Origin of the sequence: Streptomyces sp. NPDC051020 (assembly GCF_040683105.1) — a bacterium.
In the GTDB taxonomy this organism is placed as follows: Bacteria; Actinomycetota; Actinomycetes; order Streptomycetales; family Streptomycetaceae; genus Streptomyces.
The window spans coordinates 43,945-56,031 of record NZ_JBFBCG010000003.1 but is presented as its reverse complement, the minus strand read 5'-3'; the positions used below and the strand labels follow the sequence as shown (position 1 = coordinate 56,031).

The 12,087-nt window shown below is 69.2% G+C and carries 10 protein-coding genes; 3 read left to right on the top strand and 7 right to left on the bottom strand.

The window, feature by feature from the left end; genetic code table 11:
• Positions 1–20: 20 nt before the first annotated feature.
• Entirely contained in the window at positions 21–656 is a 636-nt protein-coding gene (locus tag AB0N06_RS02745) for a vitamin K epoxide reductase family protein (protein ID WP_366132972.1), read from the bottom strand.
• Positions 657–834: 178 nt separating this feature from the next.
• Here AB0N06_RS02745 and AB0N06_RS02740 point away from each other — a divergent pair, with 178 nt between their 5' ends.
• Positions 835–1,317 carry a hypothetical protein gene (locus AB0N06_RS02740; protein WP_366132971.1) on the top strand — a complete coding sequence of 161 codons (483 nt, stop codon included), beginning with the start codon at positions 835–837 and terminating at the stop codon, positions 1,315–1,317.
• On the opposite strand, the gene hisS is transcribed toward AB0N06_RS02740, so the two are convergent.
• Both hisS and AB0N06_RS02730 read right to left on the bottom strand, forming a co-directional pair.
• Positions 1,233–2,495: a histidine--tRNA ligase gene (gene hisS / locus AB0N06_RS02735; RefSeq protein WP_366132970.1), complete on the bottom strand. Its 1,263-nt coding sequence runs from the start codon at positions 2,493–2,495 to the stop codon at positions 1,233–1,235. The two genes, AB0N06_RS02740 and hisS, sit on opposite strands and share 85 nt — an antisense overlap.
• Positions 2,496–2,508: 13 nt before the next feature.
• Complete coding sequence (locus AB0N06_RS02730) at positions 2,509–3,195, bottom strand: MBL fold metallo-hydrolase (RefSeq protein ID WP_366132969.1); 687 nt, start codon at positions 3,193–3,195, stop codon at positions 2,509–2,511.
• A gap of 157 nt (positions 3,196–3,352) precedes the next feature.
• Here AB0N06_RS02730 and AB0N06_RS02725 point away from each other — a divergent pair, with 157 nt between their 5' ends.
• Together AB0N06_RS02725 and AB0N06_RS02720 are read left to right on the top strand one after the other, a co-directional pair.
• Entirely contained in the window at positions 3,353–4,141 is a 789-nt protein-coding gene (locus AB0N06_RS02725; protein ID WP_366132968.1) for a peptidylprolyl isomerase, read from the top strand.
• Between the two features lie 202 nt (positions 4,142–4,343).
• Complete coding sequence (locus AB0N06_RS02720) at positions 4,344–5,573, top strand: DUF349 domain-containing protein (RefSeq protein WP_366132967.1); 1,230 nt, start codon at positions 4,344–4,346, stop codon at positions 5,571–5,573.
• A 191-nt stretch (positions 5,574–5,764) separates the two neighbouring features.
• Here AB0N06_RS02720 and AB0N06_RS02715 read toward each other — a convergent pair whose 3' ends face one another.
• From AB0N06_RS02715 to secD, 4 genes are all read right to left on the bottom strand, one after another.
• On the bottom strand, positions 5,765–8,338 hold the full coding sequence (locus AB0N06_RS02715; protein ID WP_366132966.1) for a bifunctional (p)ppGpp synthetase/guanosine-3',5'-bis(diphosphate) 3'-pyrophosphohydrolase: 2,574 nt from the start codon (positions 8,336–8,338) through the stop codon (positions 5,765–5,767).
• 294 nt (positions 8,339–8,632) lie between these two features.
• Positions 8,633–9,184, bottom strand: a complete 552-nt coding sequence (locus tag AB0N06_RS02710) for an adenine phosphoribosyltransferase (protein WP_266987914.1) — start codon at positions 9,182–9,184, stop codon at positions 8,633–8,635.
• Complete coding sequence (gene secF / locus AB0N06_RS02705; RefSeq protein WP_366132965.1) at positions 9,181–10,287, bottom strand: protein translocase subunit SecF; 1,107 nt, start codon at positions 10,285–10,287, stop codon at positions 9,181–9,183. Before secF ends, AB0N06_RS02710 begins: the two co-directional genes overlap by 4 nt.
• Before the next feature lies 1 nt (position 10,288).
• Positions 10,289–12,031 (bottom strand): protein translocase subunit SecD, encoded by a 1,743-nt coding sequence (gene secD, locus AB0N06_RS02700; RefSeq protein ID WP_366132964.1) that lies wholly within the window; start codon positions 12,029–12,031, stop codon positions 10,289–10,291.
• Between the last annotated feature and the right edge of the window lie 56 nt (positions 12,032–12,087).

Sequence of the window (12,087 nt, the reverse complement as noted above, 5' to 3'; positions counted from 1 at the left end):
CCCGCCCGGGAGCTGCCGGTTCAGCTGGTCCAGAAGTCCCACCAGCGGGTCAGGATCAGCATGCCGATGATGCCGACCCAGACGACCGGCGGAACCCAGTGGAACTCCGTCAGTCCGTTGCGCAGCCAGTTCGGCGCGGGAAGGATCCGGTGCTTGATGTTGTGCGTGGTGACGTAGCAGAACAGGAAGATCGTGGCGACCCACGCCAGGCAGCACCACAGGCAGAGCGAGTTGATGTGGTAGAGCGACTGGTACTGCAGCCAGGTGCAGAAGCCGACTCCGAACAGGGTGCCCGCATTGAGTCCGAGCCAGTACCAGCCGCGGAACCGGGCCCCGGCGAGCAGCGCCATGCCGATGCCGATGACCACCGAGTACGTGGCGAGTCCGAGCATCGGATTCGGGAACCCGAAGGCGGACGCCTGATCGCTCTTCATGATGTTGCCGCACGAGACCACGGGGTTGAGGCTGCAGCCCGGGGTGAAGGAGGGGTCTTCGAGCAGCTTGAACTTGTCGATCGTGATGACCCAGGCGGCGAGGAGCCCGGCAGCGCCTGCGATCACCAGCAGCAGTGCGAACGCGCGACTGCCGCCGAAGGTCGTCTTCCCGCCGTCCTCGTCCTGGTCGGATGAGGGTTGGTCAACCGCTGCAGTCGTCATATCGCCGTTCCATCAGTGAGTGGCCTACTGAGCATGGTCATTGTGCCGCACCACCGCTCTGGTCAACCGTTCGGTGGACATAAAGATGTACGGACGGCGGCACGGAACTCACGGCTCCGCGAGACGCTCCGCGCCATGACCGAATTCACCGTGGCCGTACACGGTCTGCGCAAGCGCTGTGGCGAAGCGACCGCACCGGACGGCCCCGACCTGGGAATCCGCCCAGAGCACCGCGGTGGAGCTCCTCCAGGGGCAGCGCAGCCGCGACGCGGGAACGGTCTCGGTGCTCGCGTCCGCCGACCGTCGCCGGCGTTCCCGGATCGGGGTCGTCCGGCGGGATGAATCGGCACCCGTCGAGTTGACGGTACGGGAGGCCGTGGCGCACGTCGCCCGCTCCTGCCCGCAGCCGCGCGACGCCACGGACGTCTTCGCGATGGTGGGTCTGGAGCGGTATGCGGACACCCGGATCAAGGCGTTCTCCGGCGGTCGGCGGCGCCGCCCGGACGGGACACTCGGCGCGATCACCACGCTCTGTGCCCGCCCGGCGGACCGAGCGGGCACAGAGGAATCGGTGGATCAGGCCAGTTTCTGCTGGATCTCGGCGACCAGCGCGTCGAGCGCGACCGGCTGCTGCTCGCCCGACTCCATGTCCTTGAGCTGAACCACGCCGTCGGCGAGATCGCGCTCACCGGCAACAACGGTCAGGCGCGCACCGGACCGGTTGGCGCTCTTCATCGCCCCCTTGAGACCGCGGCTGCCGAACGCGAAGTCGGCGGCCACGCCCAGCTTGCGAAGCTCCGTCACCTTGGCGAACAGCACCCTGCGGGCCTCCTCGCCGAGCGGCACCGCGAAGACGCTGGTGGACGCGGGCAGTTCAAGCTCGATGCCCTCCGCCTCCAGCGCGAGCACCGTACGGTCCACACCGAGCGCCCAGCCGACCGACGGAAGCGCCGGGCCGCCGATCATCTCGGACAGGCCGTCGTAGCGGCCGCCGCCGCCCACCGCGGACTGCGAGCCGAGTCCGTCGTGGACGAACTCGAAGGTGGTGCGGGTGTAGTAGTCGAGGCCGCGGACGAGCTTCTCGTCGTCCTCGTACGCGACACCGGCGGCGGTCAGCAGGTCGCGGACCTCCTCGTGGTACGCCTTGCACGCGTCGCACAGGTAGTCGCGCAGCACCGGGGCGCCGACCAGCTGCTTCTGCACCTCGGGGCGCTTGTCGTCGAGGACCCGCAGCGGGTTGAGCTCGATGCGGCGGCGGGTGTCGTCGTCCAGGTCCAGCTCGCGCAGGAAGCCCTGAAGGGCGTCCCGGTAGACGGGGCGGCACTCCTTGTCGCCCAGCGAGTTCAGCAGGATCCGGAAGTTCCGCAGGCCCAGGGAGCGGTAGGCCTGGTCGGCCAGGATGATCAGTTCGGCGTCCAGGGCCGGGTCCTCCGCACCGATCGCCTCGGCGCCGACCTGCGAGAAGTGCCGGTAGCGGCCCTTCTGCGGGCGCTCGTAGCGGTAGTACGAGCCGGAGTACCAGAGCTTGACCGGCAGGTTGCCGAGCTTGTGGAGGTTGGCCTCCAGTGCGGCGCGCAGCACGGACGCGGTGCCCTCGGGGCGCAGCGCGAGCTCGGAGCCGCCCTTGGTGGTGAGGGTGTACATCTCCTTGGACACGATGTCGGTGGACTCACCGACACCGCGCGAGAAGAGCGCGACGTCCTCGAAACCGGGCGTCTCGATGTAGCCGTAGCCGGAGTTCTTCAGGGGTGCGGAGATCGCCTCGCGCACCGCCAGATACTTCGCGGAGTCGGGCGGGGTCAGGTCGTACGTGCCCTTGGGGGCTTTGAACGTGCTCACAGTCTGTCTCTCGTCACATTCCTCGTCGGGGCGCGTCCATGCCGTGCAGATACGGGTTCGTTGCGCGCTCGCGGCCGATGGTCGTCTGGGGGCCGTGGCCGGACAGCACCACGGTCGAGTCGTCGAGCGGCAGGCACACACGGGCCAGCGACTCGAGCAGCTCGGCGTGGTCGCCGCCGGGCAGGTCGGTGCGTCCGACGGAGCCGGCGAAGAGCAGGTCGCCCGAGAAGAGCACCTGCGGAACATCCGCGGCCTCGGGCATCCTGAACGTCACCGACCCCTTGGTATGGCCGGGCGCATGCGCGACACCGAACTCCAGACCGGCCAGCTTCAGGAGGGCACCGTCGCTCAGCTCCTTGACGTCGTCCGGCTCCCCCACCGTCAGCTCGCCCACGAGCGGCATCCCGATGGAGCGGCCGAGGGCCTTCTCCGGGTCGCTCATCATGTACCGGTCCTGGGGATGGATCCAGGCAGGGACGTCATGCGCGCCGCACACCGGGACGACGGAAGCAACATGGTCGATGTGGCCATGGGTGAGCACGACGGCGACGGGCTTCAGCCGATGCTTCTTCAGCGTCTCCTCGACTCCTTGCGTGGCCTGGTGGCCCGGGTCGATGATCACGCACTCCTCGCCTGCGGCAGGGGCGACCAGGTAGCAATTGGTCCCCCAGGCCCCGGCGGGGAACCCGGCAATGAGCACGATCGTCCTTAATGGTCGTCCGACGGAGGGCTGCGGTGACCGCGACCGAGGGGGTCGCAGCAGTTCAGAGCCTACCGGCGCTCCTCATTCCACAGCTAACCCATATACGGTACGGGCAACCCAGGCCCGATCAGACGACGTACAAGGAGATCACCCGGTGGTCAGCAGCGATCAGCGGCGGCGGCAGCTCGCCAGGGAGAAGTTCGAGCGGCAGCAGCAGCGCCGGGAGGAGGCCCGCCGGAGGACGAGGCGGCTCACCGTCGTCATCACATCGGCGCTGGCCGTGGTGGCGGTCGTCGGGGCTGCCGCGTACGTCTCCGTCGGCAACGACGACAAGGACAAGAAGAGCGACACGGCGGCGAGCGCGAGCCCGTCCGCGTCGCCCTCGGCGAGCGAGAGCAGTGCGCCCGAGCCGGCGATGAAGATCGACAAGAAGGCGAAGTACACGTTCTCGCTCAAGACGAGCCAGGGCGACATCGCGTTCACGATGGACGCGGCGAAGACCCCGCACACGACGAACTCGTTCAAGTCCCTCGCCGACAAGGGCTTCTTCGACGGCACGAAGTGTCACCGGCTGACCACACAGGGCATCTTCGTCCTGCAGTGCGGTGACCCGAAGGGCGACGGCACGGGCGGCCCCGGCTACACGATCCCGGACGAGAACCTGACCGCGCTGGGCAAGGCGGGCAAGGACGGCACGGTGACGTTCCCCGCGGGCACGGTGGCGATGGCCAACACCGGACAGCCGCACACCGGCGGCAGCCAGTTCTTCCTGGTGTACAAGGACAGCAAGCTGCCGCCGACCTACACGCCGTTCGGCACGATGGACGCCGCCTCGCTGAAGGCCGTGCAGAACGTCGGGACCGCGGGTGTCGCCGGCGGTGCTGCCGACGGTGCTCCGAAGAAGGCCGTCACCATCTCCAAGGCGACCGTCGACAAGGTCTGATCGGACACCGAGGGCCTGACCGGCGGCGCCGGCCCGGCCCTCGGTGTGCGAGCCGAAGAATTTCGGCCGCGCGGAGTGCGGACAGCCGGGCGGCCGGTCGCCTAGATTGGCGTTGTGCAGGGCGGGCGCGGCCCGCCCCAGGAAACTGTGGACGATGCCGGGGGGACAAACCCTCTCACAGGCATCAGGTGGAGGAGGCGCTGTGAGCAGCGACCCGTGGGGCCGTGTCGACGAGACAGGCACCGTGTACGTGCGTACAGCCGATGGCGAGCAGGTCGTCGGATCGTGGCAGGCCGGTTCTCCCGAGGAGGCTCTGGCTTACTTCGAGCGCAAGTACGAGGGCATCGTGGTCGAGATCGGCCTCCTCGAACGGCGGGTGAAGACCACCGACCTGTCGGCGAAGGACGCGACGACCGCCATCGAGCATCTGCGTCAGCAGGTCGACGAGCATCACGCCGTCGGCGACCTCGACGCGCTCCGGAGGCGGCTCGACGCGCTGGTCGCGACGGTCGACTCCCGTCGCGAGGAGCGCAAGGCCCAGAAGGCGAAGCAGACCGACGAGGCGAAGCACGCCAAGGAGGCGCTGGTCGCCGAGGCCGAGGAGCTGGCGCAGAGCGAGCAGTGGCGCTCCGCAGGCGAGCGGCTGCGGGCACTCGTCGACACGTGGAAGGGCCTGCCGCGGCTCGACCGCAAGTCGGACGACGAGCTGTGGCACCGCTTCTCGCACGCGCGCTCGGCGTTCTCCAAACGCCGCAAGGCGCACTTCGCCTCGCTGGACGCCCAGCGCGAGGAGGCCCGCAAGGCCAAGGAGAAGCTGGTCGTCGAGGCCGAGGCGCTCTCCGGTTCCACGGACTGGGGAACGACGGCCGCGCGTTACCGCGACCTGATGACGGAGTGGAAGGCGGCGGGCCGCGCCCAGCGCGAGGCCGAGGACGATCTGTGGAACCGTTTCCGCGGTGCGCAGGACGTCTTCTTCGCCGCCCGCAGCGAGGTCTTCGCCGAGCGGGACGCGGAGCAGGGCGAGAACCTCAAGCTGAAGGAGGAGCTCGCGGTCGAGGCCGAGAAGCTGGTGCCGGTGAAGGACCTGAAGGCGGCCAGGGCCGCGTTCCGTGCCCTCAACGAGCGCTGGGAGGCCATCGGCCACGTGCCGCGCGACGCCCGCCCGAAGGTCGAGGGGCGGATGCAGGCGGTGGAGCGGGCGCTCCAGGAGGCCGAGGAGTCGGAGTGGCGCCGGACGAACCCGGAGGCGCGTGCGCGCGCCGCGGGTCTGACCGGGCAGCTGCAGGCAGCCGTCGACAAGCTGCGTACGCAGATCGACACGGCGCGCGCCGCGGGCAACAACGCCCGCGCCGACAAGCTGGCCCGTGAACTGGAGGGCCGTCAGGCCCTGCTGGACCAGGCGCTGAAGGGCCTGGAGGAGTTCGGCGGCTGACCGCTGGTCAGACAGCCCGAAGGGCCCTCCGTCGGCGACGGAGGGCCCTTCGGCGTTTCGGCGGAGGGCCGGCATCGGCGACGGACGACGGTGTCCGCAGCGCCGCCGAGTTCATCGGGGAGCCGGCCGCCGGTGCGACGACGCACCACAGCCCCCGCCCGGTCGGGCGGAGGCTGCCGGGGCGGTCGGGGTCAGGGCCTGCGGGCCGAGGTCACGCGGTAGACGTCGTAGACGCCCTCCACGCCCCGTACGGCCTTCAGCACGTGTCCGAGGTGCTTCGGGTCACCCATCTCGAAAGTGAACCGCGAGGTGGCCACCCGGTCCCGTGAGGTCTGGACGGCCGCCGACAGGATGTTCACGTGCTGGTCGGACAGGACGCGAGTGACGTCCGAGAGCAGCCGCGACCGGTCGAGGGCCTCGACCTGGATGGCGACCAGGAAGACCGAGGACTGGGTCGGCGCCCATTCGACCTCCAGGATCCGCTCCGGCTGCTGGGACAGCGAGTCCACGTTGACGCAGTCGGCCCGGTGTACGGAGACGCCGCTGCCACGGGTGACGAAGCCGATGATCGGGTCGCCGGGGACGGGCGTGCAGCAGCGGGCCAGTTTGACCCAGACGTCCTCGACGCCCCTGACGACTACACCCGGATCGGCGTTGGAGCGGCGCTTGCCGCGACTGCGCGAGGGCGGCGCGCTCTCCGCCAGGTCCTCGTTGGCCGCGTCCTCGCCGCCGAGCGCCTGGACCAGCTTCTGCACGACACCCGCGGCCGCGACATGGCCCTCGCCGATCGCCGCGTACAGGGACGAGATGTCCGGATAGCGCATTTCGTGGGCCAGGGTGACGAGCGAGTCGCCGGTCAGGATCCGCTGGATCGGCAGGTTCTGCTTGCGCATGGCGCGCGCGATGGCGTCCTTGCCCTGCTCGATCGCCTCGTCCCGGCGTTCCTTGGAGAACCAGGCGCGGATCTTGTTCCGGGCACGCGGCGACTTGACGAAGCCCAGCCAGTCCCGGGACGGTCCGGCGCCGGCCGCCTTGGAGGTGAAGACCTCCACGAGGTCGCCGTTGTCGAGGGTGGATTCGAGCGGTACGAGCCGCCCGTTGACGCGTGCCCCTATGGTCCGGTGGCCGACCTCCGTATGCACGGCGTAGGCGAAGTCGACCGGGGTCGCGCCCGCGGGGAGCGCTATGACGTCGCCCTTGGGCGTGAAGACGAAGACCTCGTTGCGGGAGAGGTCGAAGCGCAGGGACTCGAGGAACTCGCTGGGGTCCTCGGTCTCCTTCTGCCAGTCGAGGAGCTGGCGCAGCCACGCCATGTCGTTGACGGTGTCCTGGCCGCGGCCGGTGTGCTTGGGTACGTCCGTGCGGATCTTGGAGGCGCCGGCGACGGCCTCCTGCTTGTACTTCCAGTGCGCGGCGATGCCGTACTCGGCGCGGCGGTGCATGTCGAACGTACGGATCTGCAGCTCGACGGGCTTGCCGCTGGGACCGATCACCGTGGTGTGCAGTGACTGGTACATGTTGAACTTGGGCATCGCGATGTAGTCCTTGAACCGGCCGGGGACCGGATTCCATCGCGCGTGCACGGTGCCGAGCGCCGCGTAGCAGTCACGGACGGTGTCGACGAGGACGCGGATGCCCACCAGGTCGTAGATCTCGGCGAAGTCCCGGCCTCGCACGATCATCTTCTGGTAGACGCTGTAGTAGTGCTTCGGCCGTCCAGTGACGGTGGCCTTGATCCGGGCTGCGCGCAGGTCGGCCTGGACCTCGTCGGTCACTATGGCGAGGTATTCGTCGCGCTTGGGGGCCCGCTCGGCGACGAGGCGGACGATCTCGTCGTACATCTTGGGGTAGAGGATCGCGAACGCGAGGTCCTCAAGCTCCCACTTGATGGTGTTCATGCCCAGGCGGTGGGCCAGGGGCGCGTAGATCTCAAGCGTCTCGCGGGCCTTCTTCTCCTGCTTCTCCCGCTTGAGGTAGCGCATGGTGCGCATGTTGTGCAGCCGGTCGGCGAGCTTGATGACGAGGACCCTGGGGTCCTTGGCCATGGCGACGACCATCTTGCGTACGGTCTCGGCCTGCGCCGCCTCGCCGAACTTCACCTTGTCCAGCTTGGTGACGCCGTCGACGAGCAGGGCGACCTGGTCGCCGAAGTCCCGGCGCAGGGTGTCCAGGCCGTACTCAGTGTCCTCGACCGTGTCGTGCAGCAGACCGGCCATCAGCGTCGCCGGGTCCATGCCGAGCTCGGCGAGGATCGTCGTGACGGCGAGCGGATGCGTGATGTACGGGTCGCCGCTCTTGCGCTTCTGACCGCGGTGCCAGCGCTCGGCGACCTGGTAGGCGCGCTCGATCTGGCGCAGCGTGGACGTCTCGATCTTGGGGTCGTTGCTGCGGACCGCCCGCAGGAGCGGTTCGAGGACCGGGTTGTACGGGCTGGAGCGCTGCACGCCGAGCCGGGCGAGCCTGGCCCGTACCCGGTTGGAGGAGCCGCTGGAGCGGGCCGGGCCGACCGGGGCCACGGGCTTGGCGGCGGGCTTGGCCGGGGGCTTCGGGGTGACCGGAGGCGGAAAGACGGGGGCCGGCTGGGCAGGGGACGCCGACGCGGCCCCGTTCGCCTTGGGGGGAGTCCGCGAGGCACTGCTCGCCGGTTCGGGAGCCGGGGGCTTCGGCTTGTCCTTCGCCGCGGGCTGCTTCTTCCCGGGCGTGGCTGGGACCGCCGCGGGCTTGTCGGGCTGCGGGGCGGCGACTGGCTGGGCCTCGTCTGGCAAGAGCGCTCCTCGTGCGGATCCGGACTCCCGGAAAGGCCATCGTATCGAGACTGCGGCCCGACCTCCCCCGGGGACCGTGGGACCCTCACAACGCCGGACGGGCACCCGGCTGTTCCCGGTGCCCGTCCTGTGTGTGCCGGTGTGCCGATGTCCGAAGTGCCGCAGGGGCTGAGGAGCGGCGCGATGCGTGAGGCGGGGCCCGGCCCGGCTCCTTGGAACGTGGGTGCGAATACCGCAGACGCGCCATCGGGTGCCCGGACATTGTTCCGGGCACCCGATGCATGCGTGACTGTCTCAGACGCGGATGAGCGCCTCCAGCGGAGCACCGGCCAGACCGGACTCCAGACGGGCCCGGCCGTCGAGGAAGCCGAGCTCCATGAGGACCGCGACACCGGCGACCCGGGCGCCGGCCCGTCGGATCAGCTGCAGCGATGCCTCGGCGGTGCCGCCGGTGGCAAGGACGTCGTCGATGACCATGATCTGGTCCTCGGCCGTGAGGTCCTCCGCGTGTATCTCGATCTCCGCGGTGCCGTACTCCAGCTCGTACGCCTGGCTGAGCGTGGCACCGGGCAACTTCCCCGCCTTGCGGACGGGTACGAAGCCGAGCCCGGCCCGGACCGCGACCGGCGCGGCCAGGATGAAGCCGCGCGCCTCCAGACCGACGACCTTCGTGGCGCCGTGCCGTACGCACAGCTCCGCGAGGGCGTCGGTGAGGGCCGTGAACGCGACCGGGTCCGCGAGCAGCGGGGTGATGTCCTTGAACATCACGCCCGGCTTCGGATAGTCCGCCACGTCACGGATACGGCTGAGCAGCAGTTCCCTGGTGCTCTCAGTGGTGCTGGTCATCGACGATTCCCCGAGGTCCGGCCATGGCCCCGGGGGGGCTGCTGGCGCTGACCGACGACCGCGGCGGCGGGGGCGGGGTCCCCGACGACGTCGTCCTCGTACGGCTGCTCGTCCTCGGCGGACTCGCCCTTGGCTGCGGCTGCCGCGCGCTTGGCGAGGATCCGCTTCTTCAGGGCCTTCATCTGCGGGTCGCGTTCCTTGAGGTCGGCGACCAGCGGGGTGGCGATGAAGATCGAGGAGTACGCGCCGGCGGCGAGGCCGACGAACAAGGACAGCGAGATGTCGTTCAGCATGCCGGCGCCGAGGACACCGCCACCGATGAACAGCAGACCGGCGACCGGCAACAGCGCCACGACAGTGGTGTTGATGGAGCGGACCAGCGTGCCGTTGATCGAGCGGTTGGCGATCTCGCTGTACGTCCAGCGGGTCTGCTTGGTGATCCCCTTCGTGCCCTCCTTGAGGCTGTCGAAGACGACGACCGTGTCGTACAGGGAGTAACCGAGGATGGTCAGCAGACCGATCACGGTACCCGGGGTGACCTCGAAGCCGACCAGGGCGTAGACCCCGACCGTGATCGTGATGTCGTGGATCAGCGCGACCAGGGCCGCGATGGCCATGCGCCACTCGAACGCGATGGCCAGGTAGATCACCACGAGGATCATGAAGACGCCGAGGCCGGTCCAGGCCTTGTTGGCGATCTGCTCACCCCAGCTGGGGCCGACCAGGTCGGCGTTGATCTTCTCCTCGGGGACCTTGAGGTCCTTGGCGAGCTCCGCCTTGATCGCGTCGGACTTCGCCAGGTCGACCTCGGCGATCTGAATACGCAGCTTGCCGTTGCCGAGCTTCTGGACGATCGCCTGGTGGCCGGAGGCGGAAACCGCGGACTCCTCCGCCTGGGCAACCGTGGCACTGGTCGACGGGGTGGTGAAGACCGCGCCGCCCTTGAACTCGATCCCCATGTTGAGATGGCTGACCGCCAGGGCGACGACGGCCGTGATGGTGATCAGGATCGAGATGCCGTACCAGATCTTGCGCTTGCCGATGAAGTCGTAACCGACCTCGCCGCGGTAGAGCCGGGCGCCGAGACTGCCGAGTCGCGACATCTCACGCCTCCTTCGGGTCGATGGGGGCGTTGACACGGCGCGAGCGGCGCAGCGGCGGCTTGGCACCGAGCCGCTTCGGGTCCAGGCCGGACCACGGGTGACCGCTGGAGAAGAACTTCGTACGGGCCATCAGCGTCATGACGGGCTTGGTGAAGAGGAACACCACGACCACGTCGAGCAGGGTGGTGAGACCCAGCGTGAAGGCGAAGCCCTGGACCTTGCCGACGGTGACGACGAAGAGAACCGCCGCGGCGAGGAACGACACGAAGTCGGAGACGAGGATGGTGCGACGGGCGCGCGGCCAGGCACGCTCGACGGCCGGACGGAGGGTGCGGCCCTCACGGATCTCGTCCCGGATACGTTCGAAGTACACGATGAACGAGTCCGCGGTGATACCGATCGCCACGATGGCACCACAGACCGCGGGGAGGTTCAGCGCGAAGCCGATGGCCGGGCCGAGCAGCGCCATGAGCGTGTAGGTCAGTATCCCGGAGGCAGCGAGGCTCAGGAGCGCGATGAGTGCCAGACCGCGGTAGTAGACCACCAGGTAGATGATGACCAGGGCCAGACCGATCGCACCGGCGATCAGACCCGCCTGGAGCTGCTCACCGCCGAGCGCCGCGGTGACCGTGGTGACCGTGTCCTCGTGGAAGGACAGCGGGAGCGCACCGTAGGACAGAACGTTCGCCAGGTCCTGGGCGGACTGCTGGGTGAAGCTGCCGGAGATCTCGGCGCTGCCGCTGAGCGTCTCGTTGACCTGGGGCGCGGAGACGACCTCGCCGTCGAGCGCGATGGCGAACTGGTTCATCGGCGACTGCTGCGTGGACAGCTTCGAGGTGACCTGCTGGAACTTCTTCGAACCATTCTTGGTGAAGTCCATCTGCACGATCCACATGCCGCGCTGCTGGTCGATCGCGGCCTTGGCGCTGCTCACGTCCGTACCGGAGACCGCGGCCGGGCCGAGGACGTACTTGGCGTCGCCCTCGGAGCTGCACGCGACCGTGGTGTCGGTGGGCTTCACGTTGGCACCGGCCATCGCGCGGCTGGCCTTGGTGGAGCAGTCCAGCGCCGCGAACTTCTTCTGCAGCTCGGCGGCGGCCGGGTCGACCGAGGCCGACGGGCTCGCGGACGCCTTCGGCGTGCCGGAGGCGCTGGGGCTGGGCGACGTGTCCTTCGTCAGCGCGCCGGTGACCGCACGGCCCTGGGTGGTGGCGCTCGACGAGGGAGTGGCCTTGGATCCGGAGGCCGTCTCCTTGCTGCTGGGCGACGCGCTCGGCTTCGGCGAGCCGGAGGCCGAGGGACTGGCGGTGCCGGTGGGCGTGGGCGTCGCCTTGCCTTCGGTGACGGCGAGCACGGGCCGGAAGTAGAGCTGGGCGGTCGTACCGACCTGTTCCCGGGCCTGCTTCGAGTTCGTTCCCTTGGGGATGTTGACGATGATGTTGTCCCGGCCCTGGGTCTGAACCTCGGCCTCGGAGACACCCAGACCATTGACACGGCGTTCGATGATGCTGACCGCGGTGTCCATGTTGGTCTGGTTGATCGCGTCCGGCTTACCGGGCTGACTCTGCGCCTTGAGCGTGATCGACGTGCCGCCCGCCAGGTCGATACCCAGCCGTGGCGTGGTGTTACCGGACAAGAACATCCCGCCGGTGAGCGCGACCATGGCGATCAGGATCAGAGCCAGGGCGCGCCCCGGCCTGCCCTGGCCGCCGGACGGCCCTCGGCCCTTCTTCGGTGCTGCCACCTTCTCGTTTCTCCCTGTCCAACCGCCCCGCGCCGGCTGTGCGCCCGGGCGGCCAC

Coding starts and splice junctions, on each gene's coding strand:
- AB0N06_RS02745 (WP_366132972.1), bottom strand. CDS start 656: ATGACGACTGCAGCGGTTGACCAACCCTCATCCGACCAGGACGAGGAC.
- AB0N06_RS02710 (WP_266987914.1), bottom strand. CDS start 9,184: ATGACCAGCACCACTGAGAGCACCAGGGAACTGCTGCTCAGCCGTATC.
- secF (WP_366132965.1), bottom strand. CDS start 10,287: ATGTCGCGACTCGGCAGTCTCGGCGCCCGGCTCTACCGCGGCGAGGTC.